Genomic DNA, 16,145 nt, shown 5'->3' with positions numbered 1-16,145 from the left:
TGTCCGCGATGTTCAATCAGGTGCCGCAACCACTGCGCTATGCCGAGGCCCTGCTCGGTCGCTTCGCCGGTCTGGCACGCGCGGCGAATGCCGACAGCCTGCTCGGTGGGCTGGTGGAAACCGCAGCGCAGCTAAGCGATTGCCAGCTCAGCCAGCTCTATCTGCTGGACGCCACCCACACTCGCCTGACGCTCTGCGCTGAATGGCACAACGGCCTGCTGCAGCCACGCGAAGCCACCAGTCTGCCGAGTGATTACGACGGCGAGCAGCTGCTGCAGTATTGTCTGTGCCAGAACCAGACCCTCTGCCTCAGCGAACTGGACAGCAGCCTGCATGCTTCGGGTTTCCTGCCGGATAGCCCGAAACCGTGGCGCAGCCTGCTCTGCCTGCCGCTGCAGGACGAGCAGCAGCGCGTCGCCGGCCTGCTGCTCACGGCCAGTACCGAGTCGCGCGAGCTGCACGGCTTCAGCGGTTCGCTGTCCCAGCTCGGCGCTTTCGGCCTCACCCAGCTGCATCTGCTCCAACGCCTGCGCGCGCCCGGCAGCACCACGCCACCTGCCGCGCCAGTCAGCCCCTGCGCCAGCGGTTACGGCCTGATCGGCGACAGCCCACGCATGCGCGCGGTCTACCAGTTGATCGGCAAGGTGCTGCACAGCCCGGTCAACGTGCTGCTCACGGGAGAAACAGGCACTGGCAAGGAACTGGTGGCGCGTGCCATTCACGATTGCGGGTTTCGCCGCAGCAAGCCCTTCGTCGTACAGAACTGCGCCTCGCTGCCTGAGCAGCTGTTGGAAAGCGAACTGTTCGGCTACCGCAAGGGCGCCTTCACCGGTGCCGACCGCGACCGCAGCGGCCTGCTTGATGCGGCGAACGGCGGCACGCTGTTTCTCGACGAGATCGGTGACATGCCGCTGCTGCTGCAGGCCAAGCTGTTGCGCGTGCTGCAGGAAGGCGAAGTGCGCCCGCTGGGCTCCACCGAAACCCACAAGGTCGACGTGCGCATCGTCGCCGCCACCCACCGCGACCTGCGCAGCCAGGTGGAGAACGGCCTGTTTCGCGAGGATCTGTTCTACCGCCTCTCGCACTTCCCCATCGAACTGCCGCCGCTGCGCGAGCGCGACGAGGACATCCTGCGCCTGGCCCGGCATTTCGCCGACAAGGCCTGCGCGTTCCTGCAGCGCGATCTGTGTCGCTGGTCCGACGCCGCGCTCGAACGTCTGGCAGGCTACGCCTTCCCCGGCAACGTGCGGGAATTGAAGGGCTTGGTGGAGCGTGCAGTGCTGCTCTGCGAGGGCGGTGAGCTGCTGCCGGAACACTTAAATCTGCATGTGGAAGCAAGCCTGGACAGCAGCCTGAACCTGCGCGAACGCATGGAGCGGGTCGAACGCAGCCTGCTCATGGATTGCCTGCGCAAGAACGGCGGCAACCAGAGCCAGGCTGCCCGCGAACTCGGCCTGCCGCGGCGCACCCTGCTGTATCGCATGGAACGGCTGAATATCAGCCCGGCCGATCTCTAAGGAAGGAAAGACGCCATGTTCAACCCCGCCAACCAGGCCCACTTCACACTTTCCCTCGAAGGCGTCGAGCACGACTTCAAGGTGCTCGAATTCCAGGGCCGCGAGGCCATCAGCCAGCCCTATCGTTTCGACCTGGAACTGGTCAGCGAGCGCTCCGACCTGGATCTGGAAAGCCTGCTGCATCGCCCGGCCTTCCTCGCCTTGGCGCCGGACGGCAGCGGTATTCATGGGCTGGTACATCAGGCCGCTCAGGGTGAATCCGGCCAGCGCCTGACCCGCTATCGGCTCACGCTCGTGCCGCAGCTGGCCTATCTTGCCCATCGCACCAACCAGCGCATCTTCCAGCACCTGACGGTGCCGCAGATCATCGCCCAGGTGCTCGAGGAGCATGGCATCCAGGCCGATGCCTACCGCTTCCAGCTCGGCCCGGTGATCTATCCGCCGCGCGAATATTGCGTGCAGTACGACGAATCGGACCTGCACTTCATCCAGCGCCTGTGCGAGGAAGAGGGCATCCACTATCACTTCCAGCACAGCGCGGCCGGTCATGCCCTGGTCTTCGGCGACGACCAGACGGTCTTCCCCAGGCTCGCCGCCACCGCCTACCAGCAGGACAGCGGCCTGGTCGCCGACCAGCCGGTGATCAAGCGCTTCGGCCTGCGCCTGGAAACCCGCACCAGCCGCGTCACGCGCCGCGATTACGATTTCGAAAAGCCACGTCTGACCATGGAAGCCTCGTTCCACAGCGACTTCCAGCCCGACCTTGAAGATTACGATTACCCCGGCCGCTTCACCGAGCGCGCCCGCGGCAAGCACCTGTCGCAACGCGCCCTGGAGCGCCACCGCCACGACTACGAACTGGCCGAAGGCGAAAGCGACCAGCCGCGACTGGCGAGCGGGCACTTCCTCCCGCTCGGCGAACACCCCCGCAGCGACTGGAACCAGCTCTGGCTGCTGACCGAGGTGCTGCATGAAGGTAAGCAGCCACAGGTGCTGGAGGAATCGGTCACCAGTCATGTTGATACCGGTGACGGCTTCATCCAGGGCTACCGCAACCACTTCATCGCCACGCCCTGGGACATCCCCTTCCGCCCGGCTCTGAAGCATCCGAAACCGAAGGTGCTCGGCAGCCAGACCGCCGTGGTCACCGGCCCCGTCGGCGAAGAAATCCATTGCGACGAGTACGGTCGCGTACGCGTTCAATTTCATTGGGATCGCGAAGGCCAGGCCGACGACAAGACCAGCTGCTGGCTGCGCGTCAGCTCCAGCTGGGCCGGCGGCCGCTACGGCGGCATCGCGATCCCGCGCGTTGGCATGGAAGTGCTGGTGACCTTTCTCGAAGGCGACCCCGACCAACCGCTGGTGACCGGCTGTCTGTATCACAAGGACCACCAGGTTCCTTACGACCTGCCGGCGAACAAGACCCGCACGGTGTTCAAGACCCTGAGCAGCCCGGGCGGTGGCGGCTACAACGAACTGCGCATCGAAGACCGCAAGGGCGCCGAACAGATCTACCTCCACGCCCAGCGCGACTGGGACGAGAACATCGAGCACGACCAGAAGATCCGCGTCGGTCACGAACGCCACGACACGGTGGAAGCCAACAGCTACAGCGAATTCAAGGCCGAAGAACACCGCACCACCCACGCCGATCGCAAGACCGAAATCCGCGCCAACGACCACCTCACCGTGGGCAATAGCCAGCACCTGAAGATCGGCACCGGGCAATTCATCGAGGCGGGCAACGAAATCCACTACTACGCCGGCAGCAAGGTCGTCATCGACGCTGGCATGGAACTCACCGCCTCCGGCGGCGGCAGTTTTCTCAAGCTCGACCCCAGCGGCGTGACGCTGAGCGGTGCGACGATCCGGATGAATTCGGGTGGCGCTGCCGGAAAGGGGTCGGGGCTGAAGATTCTGGCGCCGGTATTGCCATGGCTGGCAACCAGCGCCGTTGCCGGCAGCCTCACCTTGCCTGCCCTGATCAACATGTCGCGGCAACTCAAACAGGCCGCGGCCGCCAAGCTGCTGTTGGTCAAGCAGTGCGGAATGCAAGCCGATGGCTCATGCCAGTTGGAGGTTTGCCCATGCGGCAAGAACGCGAGCACCGTCTGATGCAGGCTGTAGAAGAACCGGATATCGAGCGAGACGACCTCTACCTGCTGCTCGATGGTGCCGCATTACCGGCTCTGCAGATCATCTACCAGCACGACGACGAACCCCGCCTGGAGCCGCTGTACCGAGGCACGCGTCATGAGTCCATGCTGGAATGCAGCCCCGTGCTGTACAGCCTCGCCGGGCAGCATCTGATGTGGCAGAACCGGGAGCGCTGGCAATCGGCAGGGCTGCTGTTGGAAAGCGCGGCGAGCATCGATGATCTGGCGAACCATTTGCGCAGCCTTCTCAGCGTCAGATTGCCCTCCGGTGAACTGGCGTTCTGCAGGTTCTACGAACCGGCCTTGAGCGAGCGCTTCTTCGACAGCCTTACGCAAGAAGAGCTGGGCGCTTGGCTCGGCCCGATCAGCGGCATCTGGCTGACCACCGAGCAGAGCGAATGGCGAGGATTCACCACAAACCAGATTTCTCCCGGCAGAACTGCTGACGACGAGGGCTGGTTTTCGATCCATCCCGAGCACCTCGCTCATTGGCAACAACAGGAGCGACAGCGCTTCAACCAGCGCCTGGTAAACCACTTTTCTGCAGACGACTTTCATGGAAAGTCGGCCTCGGAACTGGAAGTGATCGTTGATCAGCGCGTAGCGGAAGCTGAGACGCTCAGCATCAGCTCCGAACAGCAGCTGTTCGCCTACGTTGAGTTGGCGCTGCAATTTCCTGAGACCATCGACAGACCTGAGATACGCACCGGACTGGCCAACATGGAAGAACCTGCCGAGCACCGGCTGGCTCGAATCGAAGCCAGCTTGCTTGGACTGCATGGATAAAGCGAATGGAATACACGATACAGAGGGGCGACACCCTGACCCGGATCGCCAGCGATCACGGCACCACCGTCAGCAGCCTGCTACGCCTGAACCCGCAGATTGAAGACCCCAACCAGATCCAGGCTGGCCAGATGTTACGCATGCCTGCAACGAGCAGCCCGGCACGCCCCGGCTGCACCGCGGGACAGATCATGCAGGACAGCCAGTGCAGCGGGGCTGCATTCGACGTCGCCTTCTACTGGAACGAAGAGGTGCAGAGCCGCCAAGCGATCTATGAGGCGATCTACGGACGTGAAATGCACTTCCTCCACCGCTCGTTGTTCCAGCGAAACAACGAGCATCTCAACGAGACGGTACTGCCTGGAGAGATCGTCATCATCTCCAACATGCCGCGCACCGACGCCGACCGACAACGCCTGGAAGCCCTCAGGGCACAGGCGCGGCTCGCAAGTGAAGGCATCCAACAGCTGACACCCGCCGAAGCCATGACGGTCAAGCGACATCTGGAAGTTCTGGACTACGTCTCGTTGGAAACCGTCGCATCCCACCAGAGCACCGCGCTGGGTGTACTGAGTGCCGCAGCCGGACGCCAGCTAGGGAACGTCAGGAGCACGCTGGAAAAGATCAACGTCGCGTATGTCGACGAGCTCAGCCGCACCGGAAACCCCAACCGATTTTCGCCGGAGTTCTATGCAAAGCGTCAGCAACTCTTCGGCCAGCTAAATCACTCCCTTGGCCGTCTGACCCTTTCAACTATCAATATCCGTAATTACGACAGCATCAAGACCACACTCGGACTATCTACAAAATCGATCCTGCATAACGCCTCTGCGATTACTGAAAGAGGCGAAGTTCCGCAGCTTGGGCAACGCATCAATACGGTTTCGAATTGGGCGAAGGGTGCTAGCCGCTTAGGTTATTTGGGCATCGCCATCGACGGAGGCGTTCGATTGAATGCGATTCAAGAAGCCTGCACGGTGGGCAATGACCAAGTCTGTACTCAAACTAGCTTCAAGCAGGTAACCGGATTCTTTGGCAGTGCGGGAGGGGGTGCCGTAGGAGGTTTCGCAGGTGCCAAAGTAGCGACTGCCGTGGTGGGAGGAATTGCACTTGCGTTCGGTGTCACGATTGGAGCTCCTGTCCTCGCAGTGATCGCAATCGCTGGCGCCGCTGCCGGCGCCTATTACGGAGGGTCTGAAGGCGGCAGTTTTGGCGAAGAGGTGGGCACTATTATTTATCGGGGAATTTACTGATATGAACGCAGCCTTGGTGCTTGAGCGAATCTTATATCTGGGATGGCTGCTACTATTCGTAGCCGGAGGCATTAATGGCATTTATATCTGCTTCCACGGAATTCGTCGGCTCGACCCGTACTTCTCTCGGCTGCCCAATGTCAAGTGGGAATCCTATAGTCCGTTTGATACCTTCTGCCGAATGCACCGATATAGTTTTCTTTACGCCTTCGGTGTGACTCGACCAAAGGTAAGCCGCCCTATAACTGCTTGGCTTTACTTCACCTGCATAACACTTACCGTGTACTGGATCAGTATGTTTATCGGCTTCCTTCGTCATCAATTCGATATAAATATTATCTCCTGATTGCAAACTGCATTCGATTGCAATCCTTTTCGGGCCTACAAATAAGCCAACTGGCAATGAGCGGGATGTAGTGGTGTTGGTCACCACCGCTCACTAACCGTTCGGCAGAGAAAAGCGCTCGGGCGATGAACGGGCAGGGATTAAGCCTTTCAAAGTGACAAAATGACATCACAGCTGCGGGGTGCAGCTCTTCCGATGATCAGAGTCACTTTCATGTCTGCCAATCGCCGCTATTCCATCATCCTCGAACACACCGGCCAGGTCCTGCTCGAGCAGGCCTCTCTTGAGCAGGTCGAGGCGTTCTGGGACGCCAATGATGCCCTTTACTTCGGCCTGCGCATCGACGACGCGCTGAGCGATCACGCCACTGTGTTCGTCACCGATGAGATTCCCGAGGATGAAGACGTCGTGCCCGCCTGACGTGGCGACTCCAGGCCGGCGCTAGCGAATCCCCAACAGGTGATCGAGCGAGAGCCGGCCGGCGCCGCGCCCTATCAGCAGTAGCAGCAGCGCCGCCCAGCTCAGGTGAGTCGACCAGGCGTCCGGGTAGACGAACAGCTGGATCACCAGTGTCATCAGCAACAGCGCCAGCGCCGACAGCCGCGTGAATAGGCCAAGCACGAGCAACAGCGGGAACAGGTGCTCTGCATAGGTCGCCAGGTGCGCCGCGAAAGGCGGCGGTAGCAACGGCAATGCGTATTCGCTGCGAAACAGCTCGAACGTGCCCGGGGTGATGTCCAACACCCCGCTCACCTTGGTGCGCCCGGAGAGCAGGAAGATCGCCGCGATGGCCAAGCGTGCCAGCAGATGCAGCAGCGAATCGCCGAGCAATTGCTGCATCCGCTGCGCGACCCCGTTCCATTGTTGACGCAAACGCAGCGGCAGGTTGTGCATGACGTTCATGACGGTTTCCTCAATGTGGATTGCGTCGTCGGCACCAGCGCGGCGAACGCGCCTGCCGCCAGCAGCCGGCCGAGCAGGTCGTTGAAGTCGAGTTCCGGCTGGACCGCTAGCGCCAGTTCCGAGGCCTGCTCCAGCGAGCGGCCAGCGGCACAGGCATCGAGAAATACACAGCCGCCGCGTTCGAGTGGCTGCCAGCCGATGCAGCTGGCGCTTCGGCTCAGCAGTGCTCCTTCGCCCTGCCAGACCAGCGTCGTCGGCACCTCGCGCTGCTCGCGGGTGCAACTCCAGATGCTGTACACCGGCAGCTCGGCGAACCATTGCCAGCGCAGCGCCGCGCGCGGCACCAGGGCCTGCCGGGCCAGCTGCTGCGGGGTTTGTGTCGCCAGGGCAGCGAGGACGAGAACCGGTTGTTCCACGGCGCTGAATGCCTCGAGCCATAGCCGGTCCAGCTGCGCGACACCAGACAGATAGGGCAGCTCGCGCGCCGGTTCGAAACCGTGCAAAAAGGCCGGAAAATTTTCACCGTACTCAAGCAGCGGGCCACTGCGCGGCGGCATCGCGCGCGCGTACAGCGTCGCGGCGGCGGCAAACCACTCCTCCCCCACCAGCCGTTCGACGGCAGGGAAATTGGCGCGCAGCGCATCGACACAACCCTTCGCCAGCGTGTTGCGATACACCGCGAAACCCGGCTGCCCGACCAGCGCAGCGACCTCGCCCGCCGCACTATCGGGCGCGCCGGTCAGCGCCGCGACGAAGGCGTCCTGAAATGCAGCCAGCGAGCCGCTCATTGCCAGCCCGCCACTTCATCGAGCGTCTGCTGGGCACGATCGCGCTCGACCATTAGCGTGTCGAAAGCCGGCAGCTGGTCGTCGCGCTCGATCAGCGTCGGGCGCGGGCCGATACGCTCGATCAGTTGCCGATAAAGTGCCCAGACCGCCGCGTCCACCGGCGCATCGTGGGAGTCGATCAGCAGCGAAGACGCGTCATCCCGGCTGTGCCCGGCCAGGTGGATCTCCATGATCGGCGCGGCCGGAAAGCGCCGCAGGTAGGCGGCCGCATCGAAACCCAGGTTGTGTGCGCTGACCTGCACGTTGTTGACGTCCAGCAGCAGGCCGCAGCCGGTGCGCTGGCTGAGTTCGGCGAGAAAGTCGATCTCGTCCCACTCATGTTGCTCGAAGCGCAAATAGTGGCTGGGATTCTCGATGGCGATGCGCTGCCCAAGCACCTCCTGGGTCCACTCGATGTTCGCTGCGATTCGTCTCAAAGCCGCCGTCGTCCGTGGAAATGGCAGCAGGTCGGGATGGTAGTTGCCGCGCCAGCTCGACCAGGCCAGGTGTTCGGAGATCAGCGCCGGCCGCACACGCTCGGCCAGCGCCTTGAGTCGCTGCAGGTGCGTCTCGTCCGGTGCACAGTCGGCAGCCAGCGACAGCGACACACCATGCAGCGACAGCGGGTGCCGTGCCCCCACCGCCTCCAGCCAGTCGAGCCGCGGGCCACCGCCGACCATGTAGTTTTCCGGATGGACCTCGAACCACAGCCCCTCCGCCACGCTGGCACAGGCGTCCGCGTAATGCTCGGGTTTCAGCCCTAGTCCTGCTCCGAGGATCTGCATGGCCGGCACGCTAGGCTCAGCGCTCGACCGGCGTCAGCGAGCCCATTCCCTTGGGCGTCTCGATCGAGGTGCAGGTACCAGCGGGCACCAGTTTCCAGGCGTTGCCCTGGTAATCGCGCTTGGAACTGCCGGCGCAACTGGTGCCGGCACCGGCCTTGCAATCGTTCTGTCCGGCCAGCGCGACGCCGTAGCATTTTTCCATGTCGCCTTTGTCGTTCTCGCCTGCCTGAGCGCCAGCGGCGATCGAAGCCAGGGCAATGGCGGCAGCCGCAAGGTTGAGAGCCTTCATGTTGGATTCTCCGCAATCGTTGAGTGGCCATCGGCGAATCTGCAGATGGCTCTTCAGGTAATTCGCTGCGTCAGTCGTGGTGGTTACAGCCAGCGAAAAATTATTTTGAGATTTCCTCGCGACGTCCCTACCGTGACCCTGGTCGACGGGCGGCGGACATTTCGCGGTTCCACCTGTAACCAGAGCAGCCGATGGAACGAACTACCTCTCAGGAGACACTCCAGGCCCGCGAGAACGAGCTGCGCGCGCTGCTGCTGCGCGGGCTCGATGGCGATGCGAGGGCCTATCGGGCATTCCTTGATCAGCTTGGCGGCCATCTGCGCGGTTTTCTGCGTCGCCGCCTGTCGCAGTCGAGCGAGCTGGAGGACGTTCTGCAGGAGGTACTGCTGGCGGTGCACAATGCGCGGCAGACCTATCGCGCGGAGCAGCCGCTGACGGTCTGGGTGCAGGCGATCTGTCGCTACAAGCTGGCCGACCACTACCGCGCCCGTGGCCGGCAGGCCGCGCAAATGGACTGGCTGGACGAGGCCGACGAGCTGCTCGCCGTACAGGACAACGCGCAGGCCGAGGCCTGCCGTGACTTGGGCAAGCTGCTAGAGCAGCTGCCGCCACGCCAGCGGTTACCCATCGTTCACGTCAAACTGGAGGGCCGCTCGGTGGAAGAAACCGCGCGTCTGACTGGGCTTTCCAGCTCGGCGATCAAGGTCGGCATCCATCGCGGGCTCAAGGCCCTGGCGGCGAAGATTCGAGGTGGCGCATGAAAACCGATGACCTGATTGCCCTGCTCGCCAGCGAGGTTGCGCCGGTAGACCGGCACGTCGTCGCCAAGCGCTTCGCCACGGCGCTGCTGTGCGGCCTGGCCGGCGCGCTGTTGCTGATCGTGACCGCTTATGGCATTCGCGCCGACCTGGCGACCATCGCCGGGACACCACTGTTCTGGGCCAAGCTGGCACTGCCGGCGACCCTGCTCTTCGGTGCGCTGTTGCTGACCACGCGCATGGCCCGCCCCGGCACGCCGGTGGGTCACAGCTGGGCGCTGCTGGCGGCGCCGGTGGTGATCGTCTGGGTCGCCGCACTGACGATTCTGATTACCGCCCCGGCCGACGCACGCATGCCGCTGCTGCTCGGCAACACCTGGCGCGAGTGCCTGGCGAACATCGCGCTGCTGTCGATCCCCGCGTTCATCGCCGCGTTCTGGGCGTTGCGCGGGCTGGCACCGACACGCCCGCGCCTGGCCGGCGGCGCTGCCGGCCTGCTCGCCGGTAGCATCGCAGCCCTCGCCTACAGCCTGCACTGCCCGGAGATGGCGGTGCCGTTCTGGGCGCTCTGGTACCTGCTCGGCATCTTGCTGCCCGGCGTGCTCGGTACACTCCTCGGGCCGCGCCTGCTGCGCTGGTGAGGCGCCGCAGTGCGCGCCCGTCCGGCATAATCGTCGACCCGCCCGCGGAGCCAACGCCATGCAGATCGACGAAGAACTGACCCTGAAGAAGCTGGAAGTGTTTCTGGCCTTCATGCGCAGCGGCAATCTGGGCAAGGCGGCGGTGGAGCTGAACACCAGCAACGTCAGCGTGCACCGCGCCATCCACTCCCTGGAAAGCGCGCTGCGCTGCCCGCTGTTCAAGCACGAAGGGCGCAGCCTGATTCCGCTGGAAAGCGCCTATGTGCTGGAAGAGCGCGCCCAGCAGCTGGTCAAGGACGTGCTCGAGACGGTGCGCCAGACCCGCGAGGCCGCCGGTTTCTCGGCCGAGCGCTTCAAGCTCGGCGCGCTGTATTCGCTGACGGTGAAGACCGTGCCGCAGCTGATCATGGGTCTGAAACTGCGCCGCAGCGAACTCAACATCGACCTGATCCTCGGCTCCAACGTCGACCTGCTCTACAAGCTGAAGAACATGGAGCTGGACGCCATCCTGGTGTCGCTCAACGAAAGCGTGGCCGACCCGGACTGCGCCCAGGTGCAGCTGTTTTCCGACGACATCTTCCTCGCCGCGCCGGCCGACTCGCCTTTCGCCAATCAGAGCGAAGTGGACCTCAGCGACCTGCGCGACGCCACCTTCATCACCCTGTCGCAGGGTTTCGCCACCCATCAGGACGGCAACCGGGTGTTCCAGCTGGCGGGTTTCGAGCCGAAGGTGGCGATGCAGGTGAACGACATCTTCACCCTGCTCAGCATGGTCAATTCCGGGGTCGGCTACGCGCTGCTGCCGGGGCGCGTGGGCATGGTCTACGAATCGCGGGTGCGGCTGATCCCGCTGCAGGCGCGTTATCACTTGCAACAGCATATCGGCGTGGTGTTCCTCAAGGCCAAGGAGCGCGACCCCAACCTGCTGGCGCTGCTCGCCGAATGCCGGATGTACAGCCTGAAACACCCGAGCTGAAGCGGTGTAGGGAAATCCGCGCAGCGGCTTTCCACGCATCGGCATATGGCCAGACGGGCCGGATGATCGTCGCAGCAGTGGTGGAAGAGGCTTCGCCGTCTTCCACCCTACGACCACTGTGTTTGGCGCAACGTAGGCTGGATAACGCGAAGCTTATCCACGCAATCTTTTACGACGCCGCCGGATTGCATGCGCCCAAGCCTCACACGGACACTAACGGCACGCCGGAACGCAGATGCCTGCGCCTCGCGTGAGGCCGGCCATGGCACTGCGACGATCGGGCACGCAACGGTGGAAGAGGCTTCGCCGTCTTCCACCCTACGCCGATTGCGCTAGGCGACGGCTGTTTGCCCGGACGCTACCGGAGCCGGGCGGCCCAGGCTTTGCGCCACGACGTCACCGATCATGTCCGCGGTGATCGCACTCAGCGTCCAGCCCAGGTGGCCGTGGCCGGTGTTGTAGAACACGCAAGGCGCGCTGCCGCGGCCGACCTTGGGCATCATGTTCGGCATCATCGGCCGCAGGCCGGCCCAGGGCACCACGCTGCGGGTGTTGACGCCAGGGAAGCACTGGTTGACCCAGTCCACCAGCGGGCGGATACGATCGGCACGGATGTCGCGGTTGTAGCCGTTGAACTCGGCGGTGCCGGCGACGCGGAAGCGGTCGTCGCCGAGGCGGCTGCTGACCAGCTTGGTTTCATCGTCGAGCAGGCTGACGATGGGTGCCGAGGCGCGACTGATCTCGTCGGTCAGGTTAACGGTGATCGAGTAGCCCTTGACCGGGTAGATGTTCACCCGGTCGCCGAGCTGCGCGGCCAGTGCACGGCTGGCGGTGCCTGCGCAGATCACCAGGCCGTCGAACTCCAGGCGCTCGCCACCGGCAGCGCCGCCCAGCGTCACGGTCGCGCGCTTGCCGTCAGTGGCCACCGCCTGCACGTCCTCGCCATACAGACAACGCACGCCGAGTCGCTCGATCGCCATAGCCAAGCCATGGGTGAACTTGTGGATGTCGCCGGTGGAGTCGCACTCGGTAAAGTAGCCACCGTAATAGGTGCCGGCCAGGGTCGGCTCGATGGCACGCATCTCTTCCGGCGTCACGCTGCGCCGCGGCAGACCGCCTTCGGCGAGCAGACGCGAGACCAGCCCGGCATGTTCGAAGCCGGCCTTGTCGCGGTAGATGTGCAGGATGCCTTTCTTCTTCAGGTCGAAGTCGATGCCTTCGGCCTCGGCCCAGGCAAACAGGTGCTCACGCGCAGCGATGGCCAGACGTGCGGTTTCGATGGTGTTCTGCCGGTAGTTGGGGATCGAGCCGATAAATTCGGCGAACCAGGAGAGCTTGTGCCAGCTGGGCTTGGGATTGACCAGCAGCGGCGCATCGCTCTTGAGCATCCACTTGAGGCCCTTGACGATGGTCGACCAGTGGTTCCAGACCTCGGCATTGGAGGCCGACAGCTGGCCGCCGTTGGCGAAGGAGGTTTCCATTGCCGCGTAGCGGTGCTTTTCCAGCAGGGTGACCGAGAAGCCGCGCTTGGCCAGGGCATAGGCGGTGGTGACGCCGGTGATACCGCCACCGATGACTGCGATTGTTTTCATTGTTGTCGCTCCAGAACGTCAAGGGGGTCATAGCCCGTGCGCCCAACGCGCGGCGGGCGCCCCCTCTGTTCTGGACCTGAGAGATTCACGAGCGCGTGACGGCTCGCTTGCTCCTTCGGTGCGCCCGGCGACGAAAACCGGGCGGCTCTTCAGAGTGTCAGCAGTGATAGCGGTCCTTTTGCCTGAGAGTTTCCGGGGCGGTTGCTCCTTCGGCGCTGCCTGGCGGCAGTCTCTCCCGCAATCACATCGATTCGCGTCAGCGCCGGTTGCGGCATTCTGTCGCGATTCGAAGCCTACCCTGCCAGAAAATGCCAGCGCTGTAACCCCCACGTTCGGATGACGCGGACGGGAGGCTCGTGGCATCCATCGAACGCGCTGCGGAACAGCGCTCGCCTGGAGCGGCAGGACCAGGCCCGGCCGCTCACCGGCGCAACGGTTAGCCCAACAACCCGCGCATGACGAAGAACAGCAGCGACGGGCCAAGCAGGCAGCCCAAGGCGGTATAGAACGCCGCGGTCAGGCAGCCGTAGGGCACCAGCTTCGGATCGGTGGCCGCCAGGCCACCGGCCACGCCGCTGGAGGTGCCGATCAGGCCGCCGAAGATCACCGCCGAACGCGGGTTGTTCAGCCCGATGTAGGGCGCGACGAAGGGCGTAGCGACCATCACCACGATCGCCTTGACCAGGCCGGCAGCGATGGACAGCGCCATCACTTCGGAGCTGGCGCCGATCGCCGCGCCGGTGACGGGGCCGACGATGTAGGTCACAGCGCCCGTGCCGATGGTGGTCAGGCTGACCGCATCGGTGTAGCCGAACGCGAACGCAACTGCCACGCCAGCGACAAAGGACGCGAGCACACCGATGAACAGCGCCAGCACGCCGACCATGCCGGCCCGCTTGAGCTCATCGACACTGACACCGAAGCCGGTGGCGACGATGGCGAAGTCACGCAGCATGGCTCCGCCAAGCAGGCCAATGCCGGAGAACAGCGCGATATCCACCAGGCCCTTCTGCCCGCCGGTTACCACGCCACCGATGTATGACAGCAACAGACCGATGAGGATGGCCACCGCCGAGCCATGCAGTCGGCCCTTGGTGAGCTTGTCGGAGAGCCAATAGGAGATCCACATGGTCGCGCCGATGATGGCGAAGCCGCTGATCAGACCGTAGCCGCTGATCACTTTCATGAGCGATTCGTACATGGCCGTTACCCCCGTCCACTACTGGTGAGCGGCTTGGCTGGTTCAGCCGGCAGTGTCGGGTCGGCCTCAAGCTTTTTTCGACCGATCCGATCAAGCACCGGGACCAGCATGAAGGCCAGCGCAACCGCCGCGACACCGGCAAGAATCGCCATCGGCCCGCCGCTGAGAGCACCGTAAACGTTCTGCTGCGCGGCCATGGCGACCACGATCGGGATATAGACGGCGCTCCAGAACTTGATGCCCTGCTCCGATTCCGGATTGAACAGGCCGCGTTTCTTCAGATAGCTGCCGATGAGGATCAGCAGCACCATGGCGATACCAACGCCGCCGACGTTGGCCGGCACGCCGATCGCCTTGCCGAGCAACTCGCCGACGAAGATGCCGGTGAGGGTACACAAGGCCAGGAAGGCCACACCAAAGATGATCATTGTTCTTGTCCTTTTTGGTTGCGCTGCAGCCTGCAGAGGGCTGGGCGCGTGTTGTCGAGGTAGTTGTTTTTATCCATCGATCAGTCGGCGAGTTAAGGCTGCTCGCGCTGAATCTGCACGCGGTCTATTGGCTCTGGCTGCCCTCCTGACGCAGCAAGGCGTCCAGTGTGTCGAGCCGGGCGCCGTCGAAGGCAACCAGCGTACCCTGTTCAAAAACCCGCCGCGCCAGCCCGGTCAGCACCGAGCCCGGCGGCATTTCAATGTGTAGGCGCACGCCTCGCTCGTAGGCGGTGCGCAGGGTGCCTTGCCAGTCGACGACGCGGCACATGTTGAAGGCGAGGTCGTCGCGCAGGCGCTCGGTATCGAAGATCGGGCGTGCGGACGAGCTGCTCAGATAGCGAACTTGCGGAGCGCGCAGGCTGACGTCGGCGAAGGCTTCGGCCAGCTCACGCGCCGGCTGCTCAAGCAGCGCGCAATGCGAGGGCACGCTCATCGCCAAGCGCCGCGCACAGGAGGCGCCGAGGGCCTTGGCGCGGGCGGCGACTGCGGCCATGGCAGCGTCGCTGCCGGCGATGACGAGCTGGTTGTCGGCGTTGATATTGGCCAGGTAGGCGGGCTCCGCGGCCTCCGTCAGCAGACCCTCGACCGTGGTCAGCGACAGGCCGAGGATGGCGGTCATGCCATAGCCCTCGGGATAGGCCCGCTGCATCAGCTCGCCACGCAGCGCAACCAGTCGCACCGCATCGCGATAGTCCAGCGCCCCGGCGACCACCGCCGCGGCATAGGCACCGATGGAAAGCCCGGCGACATAGTCCGGGCGCTGGCCATCGCGCATCAGCAGCCGAGCTCCGACGACACCGGCGATCAGCAGGCAGAGCTGCACGGCTCGGGTCGATTGCAACGCGTCGGCCGAATCAAGCAGCAGAGCATCCTCACCCAGCACCGCACTGGCTTGCGTCAGGCATTCGTGCACTTCGGGCTCCTGCGGCAGGCGCTGGAGCATGCCGGGTTTCTGCGCGCCCTGGCCGGGAAAGGCGAACAGGCTGCTCATGCCGCGCGCTCCGCATGCCAGGGATCGCCGACAAGCCGGGGGCCGTCCGCAGTCTTGACCATCACCCGCGCCGCGCCACTCGCCCATTCGCTGAGCGCCACGCCGCCCAGCGGGGTTTCCAGTTGCAAATCGACGCGGCAGGCGCGGCGTTCCAGCAGCTGCAGCAACGGGCGCGCTTCGCTGCGTGGCAGCGGATGCTCGGTTCTGAGCAGCAGATCAAGATCGCTGTCCGGATGCGCCGTCGGGAGTCCGGTGGCGAGCTGAAAGCCCGCCGAGCCGGTGACGCCCCAGACATACCCCAGCGCATCGAGCAACGGGCGGATCTCGGCCAGCACGCGGAACACTGGCAGATCCTCGCTGGCCTGACGAGCGAGCAATGCTTCCGGCGCGAGCCGATGACTGATCGCCTCGATCGGCATCAGCGCGGCCAGGCGCTGATCACGCGTCGCGCCCCGCAGCCCCACAGCGACCAGACCGGCGGCCACACGCGCACGCCGCACCACCACCGGCTGGCCGGCGGCGAGCACGGCAACCGCCCAGGCCGGGGCATCGGCCGGCAGCTGCTCGGAGGGCATGCCCCAGAGCAGGTCGTGGGGGCGCGGAGTGTCGTGCATCTACAGCCTCCTCGTGATTGTT

At 64.2% G+C, this 16,145-nt stretch carries 18 protein-coding genes and 1 riboswitch; of the genes, 8 read left to right on the top strand and 10 right to left on the bottom strand.

From position 1 onward, the window contains the following. Positions 1–8: 8 nt before the first annotated feature. Genes PSEST_RS00620 through PSEST_RS00605 form a run of 4 tightly spaced genes read left to right on the top strand, consistent with a single transcriptional unit; the run spans position 9 to position 5,712 of the window. Positions 9–1,517, top strand: a complete 1,509-nt coding sequence (locus PSEST_RS00620) for a sigma-54 interaction domain-containing protein (RefSeq protein ID WP_041756856.1) — start codon at positions 9–11, stop codon at positions 1,515–1,517. Between the two features lie 15 nt (positions 1,518–1,532). Then, positions 1,533–3,632: a type VI secretion system tip protein VgrG gene (locus PSEST_RS00615; RefSeq protein ID WP_015275149.1), complete on the top strand. Its 2,100-nt coding sequence runs from the start codon at positions 1,533–1,535 to the stop codon at positions 3,630–3,632. Then, positions 3,605–4,459, top strand: coding sequence for a DUF4123 domain-containing protein (locus PSEST_RS00610; protein ID WP_015275148.1), 855 nt, complete (start codon positions 3,605–3,607; stop codon positions 4,457–4,459). Before PSEST_RS00615 ends, PSEST_RS00610 begins: the two co-directional genes overlap by 28 nt. Before the next feature lie 5 nt (positions 4,460–4,464). Further along, positions 4,465–5,712: a LysM peptidoglycan-binding domain-containing protein gene (locus tag PSEST_RS00605; RefSeq protein ID WP_015275147.1), complete on the top strand. Its 1,248-nt coding sequence runs from the start codon at positions 4,465–4,467 to the stop codon at positions 5,710–5,712. A 52-nt stretch (positions 5,713–5,764) separates the two neighbouring features. On the opposite strand, the gene PSEST_RS22000 is transcribed toward PSEST_RS00605, so the two are convergent. Next, on the bottom strand, positions 5,765–6,142 hold the full coding sequence (locus PSEST_RS22000) for a hypothetical protein (protein ID WP_157372357.1): 378 nt from the start codon (positions 6,140–6,142) through the stop codon (positions 5,765–5,767). Positions 6,143–6,271: 129 nt separating this feature from the next. On the opposite strand from PSEST_RS22000, the gene PSEST_RS00595 reads away from it, so the two are divergent. After that, positions 6,272–6,478 carry a hypothetical protein gene (locus PSEST_RS00595; RefSeq protein ID WP_015275145.1) on the top strand — a complete coding sequence of 69 codons (207 nt, stop codon included), beginning with the start codon at positions 6,272–6,274 and terminating at the stop codon, positions 6,476–6,478. Between the two features lie 21 nt (positions 6,479–6,499). Here the strand turns inward: PSEST_RS00595 and PSEST_RS00590 are convergent, their stop codons facing one another. The 4 genes from PSEST_RS00590 to PSEST_RS00575 are packed head-to-tail and all read right to left on the bottom strand — an operon-like array spanning position 6,500 to position 8,862. Continuing rightward, complete coding sequence (locus PSEST_RS00590; RefSeq protein WP_015275144.1) at positions 6,500–6,961, bottom strand: DoxX family protein; 462 nt, start codon at positions 6,959–6,961, stop codon at positions 6,500–6,502. After that, complete coding sequence (locus PSEST_RS00585; protein ID WP_015275143.1) at positions 6,958–7,749, bottom strand: DNA-binding domain-containing protein; 792 nt, start codon at positions 7,747–7,749, stop codon at positions 6,958–6,960. The genes PSEST_RS00590 and PSEST_RS00585 overlap by 4 nt, the downstream gene beginning before the upstream one ends. After that, positions 7,746–8,573: a DUF692 domain-containing protein gene (locus tag PSEST_RS00580; RefSeq protein WP_015275142.1), complete on the bottom strand. Its 828-nt coding sequence runs from the start codon at positions 8,571–8,573 to the stop codon at positions 7,746–7,748. Before PSEST_RS00580 ends, PSEST_RS00585 begins: the two co-directional genes overlap by 4 nt. 16 nt (positions 8,574–8,589) lie before the next feature. Then, positions 8,590–8,862 (bottom strand): DUF2282 domain-containing protein, encoded by a 273-nt coding sequence (locus PSEST_RS00575; protein WP_014818595.1) that lies wholly within the window; start codon positions 8,860–8,862, stop codon positions 8,590–8,592. A gap of 191 nt (positions 8,863–9,053) precedes the next feature. On the opposite strand from PSEST_RS00575, the gene PSEST_RS00570 reads away from it, so the two are divergent. From PSEST_RS00570 to PSEST_RS00560, 3 genes are read left to right on the top strand one after another with little or no spacing between them, the layout of a single operon-like run. After that, complete coding sequence (locus tag PSEST_RS00570) at positions 9,054–9,623, top strand: sigma-70 family RNA polymerase sigma factor (protein WP_015275141.1); 570 nt, start codon at positions 9,054–9,056, stop codon at positions 9,621–9,623. Beyond that, complete coding sequence (locus tag PSEST_RS00565; protein ID WP_015275140.1) at positions 9,620–10,261, top strand: DUF1109 domain-containing protein; 642 nt, start codon at positions 9,620–9,622, stop codon at positions 10,259–10,261. Before PSEST_RS00570 ends, PSEST_RS00565 begins: the two co-directional genes overlap by 4 nt. A gap of 58 nt (positions 10,262–10,319) precedes the next feature. Beyond that, a complete protein-coding gene (locus tag PSEST_RS00560; protein WP_015275139.1) occupies positions 10,320–11,237 on the top strand; it encodes a LysR substrate-binding domain-containing protein in 918 nt (305 codons plus the stop codon). Between the two features lie 332 nt (positions 11,238–11,569). Here the strand turns inward: PSEST_RS00560 and PSEST_RS00555 are convergent, their stop codons facing one another. The 5 genes from PSEST_RS00555 to PSEST_RS00535 all read right to left on the bottom strand — a co-directional run bounded on the left by PSEST_RS00555 (position 11,570) and on the right by PSEST_RS00535 (position 16,123). After that, positions 11,570–12,829: a D-amino acid dehydrogenase gene (locus PSEST_RS00555; protein ID WP_015275138.1), complete on the bottom strand. Its 1,260-nt coding sequence runs from the start codon at positions 12,827–12,829 to the stop codon at positions 11,570–11,572. A 160-nt stretch (positions 12,830–12,989) separates the two neighbouring features. After that, positions 12,990–13,077, bottom strand: a riboswitch (glycine riboswitch). Between the two features lie 188 nt (positions 13,078–13,265). Beyond that, positions 13,266–14,030: a malonate transporter subunit MadM gene (gene madM / locus PSEST_RS00550; RefSeq protein ID WP_015275137.1), complete on the bottom strand. Its 765-nt coding sequence runs from the start codon at positions 14,028–14,030 to the stop codon at positions 13,266–13,268. A 5-nt stretch (positions 14,031–14,035) separates the two neighbouring features. Further along, positions 14,036–14,458: a malonate transporter subunit MadL gene (gene madL / locus PSEST_RS00545; protein ID WP_015275136.1), complete on the bottom strand. Its 423-nt coding sequence runs from the start codon at positions 14,456–14,458 to the stop codon at positions 14,036–14,038. A 124-nt stretch (positions 14,459–14,582) separates the two neighbouring features. Continuing rightward, on the bottom strand, positions 14,583–15,509 hold the full coding sequence (mdcH, locus tag PSEST_RS00540; protein ID WP_015275135.1) for a malonate decarboxylase subunit epsilon: 927 nt from the start codon (positions 15,507–15,509) through the stop codon (positions 14,583–14,585). Then, positions 15,506–16,123, bottom strand: a complete 618-nt coding sequence (locus tag PSEST_RS00535; protein WP_015275134.1) for a malonate decarboxylase holo-ACP synthase — start codon at positions 16,121–16,123, stop codon at positions 15,506–15,508. The genes mdcH and PSEST_RS00535 overlap by 4 nt, the downstream gene beginning before the upstream one ends. Positions 16,124–16,145 lie beyond the last annotated feature (22 nt).

This window comes from Stutzerimonas stutzeri RCH2 (assembly GCF_000327065.1).
In the GTDB taxonomy this organism is placed as follows: Bacteria; Pseudomonadota; Gammaproteobacteria; order Pseudomonadales; family Pseudomonadaceae; genus Stutzerimonas; species Stutzerimonas stutzeri_AE.
Note: the sequence above shows the minus strand (reverse complement) of the source record. Positions and strands in the feature narration are given on the sequence as shown.

What these genes read in the sequence shown, in the direction of transcription:
- PSEST_RS00535 (WP_015275134.1), bottom strand. Translation starts at nt 16,123, where the DNA reads ATGCACGACACTCCGCGCCCCCACGACCTGCTCTGGGGCATGCCCTCC.
- PSEST_RS00590 (WP_015275144.1), bottom strand. Translation starts at nt 6,961, where the DNA reads ATGAACGTCATGCACAACCTGCCGCTGCGTTTGCGTCAACAATGGAAC.
- madL (WP_015275136.1), bottom strand. Translation starts at nt 14,458, where the DNA reads ATGATCATCTTTGGTGTGGCCTTCCTGGCCTTGTGTACCCTCACCGGC.
- mdcH (WP_015275135.1), bottom strand. Translation starts at nt 15,509, where the DNA reads ATGAGCAGCCTGTTCGCCTTTCCCGGCCAGGGCGCGCAGAAACCCGGC.
- PSEST_RS00570 (WP_015275141.1), top strand. Translation starts at nt 9,054, where the DNA reads ATGGAACGAACTACCTCTCAGGAGACACTCCAGGCCCGCGAGAACGAG.
- PSEST_RS00565 (WP_015275140.1), top strand. Translation starts at nt 9,620, where the DNA reads ATGAAAACCGATGACCTGATTGCCCTGCTCGCCAGCGAGGTTGCGCCG.
- PSEST_RS00610 (WP_015275148.1), top strand. Translation starts at nt 3,605, where the DNA reads ATGCGGCAAGAACGCGAGCACCGTCTGATGCAGGCTGTAGAAGAACCG.
- PSEST_RS00585 (WP_015275143.1), bottom strand. Translation starts at nt 7,749, where the DNA reads ATGAGCGGCTCGCTGGCTGCATTTCAGGACGCCTTCGTCGCGGCGCTG.
- PSEST_RS00620 (WP_041756856.1), top strand. Translation starts at nt 9, where the DNA reads ATGTTCAATCAGGTGCCGCAACCACTGCGCTATGCCGAGGCCCTGCTC.
- PSEST_RS00555 (WP_015275138.1), bottom strand. Translation starts at nt 12,829, where the DNA reads ATGAAAACAATCGCAGTCATCGGTGGCGGTATCACCGGCGTCACCACC.
- PSEST_RS00560 (WP_015275139.1), top strand. Translation starts at nt 10,320, where the DNA reads ATGCAGATCGACGAAGAACTGACCCTGAAGAAGCTGGAAGTGTTTCTG.
- madM (WP_015275137.1), bottom strand. Translation starts at nt 14,030, where the DNA reads ATGTACGAATCGCTCATGAAAGTGATCAGCGGCTACGGTCTGATCAGC.
- PSEST_RS00595 (WP_015275145.1), top strand. Translation starts at nt 6,272, where the DNA reads ATGTCTGCCAATCGCCGCTATTCCATCATCCTCGAACACACCGGCCAG.
- PSEST_RS00580 (WP_015275142.1), bottom strand. Translation starts at nt 8,573, where the DNA reads ATGCAGATCCTCGGAGCAGGACTAGGGCTGAAACCCGAGCATTACGCG.
- PSEST_RS00575 (WP_014818595.1), bottom strand. Translation starts at nt 8,862, where the DNA reads ATGAAGGCTCTCAACCTTGCGGCTGCCGCCATTGCCCTGGCTTCGATC.
- PSEST_RS00605 (WP_015275147.1), top strand. Translation starts at nt 4,465, where the DNA reads ATGGAATACACGATACAGAGGGGCGACACCCTGACCCGGATCGCCAGC.
- PSEST_RS00615 (WP_015275149.1), top strand. Translation starts at nt 1,533, where the DNA reads ATGTTCAACCCCGCCAACCAGGCCCACTTCACACTTTCCCTCGAAGGC.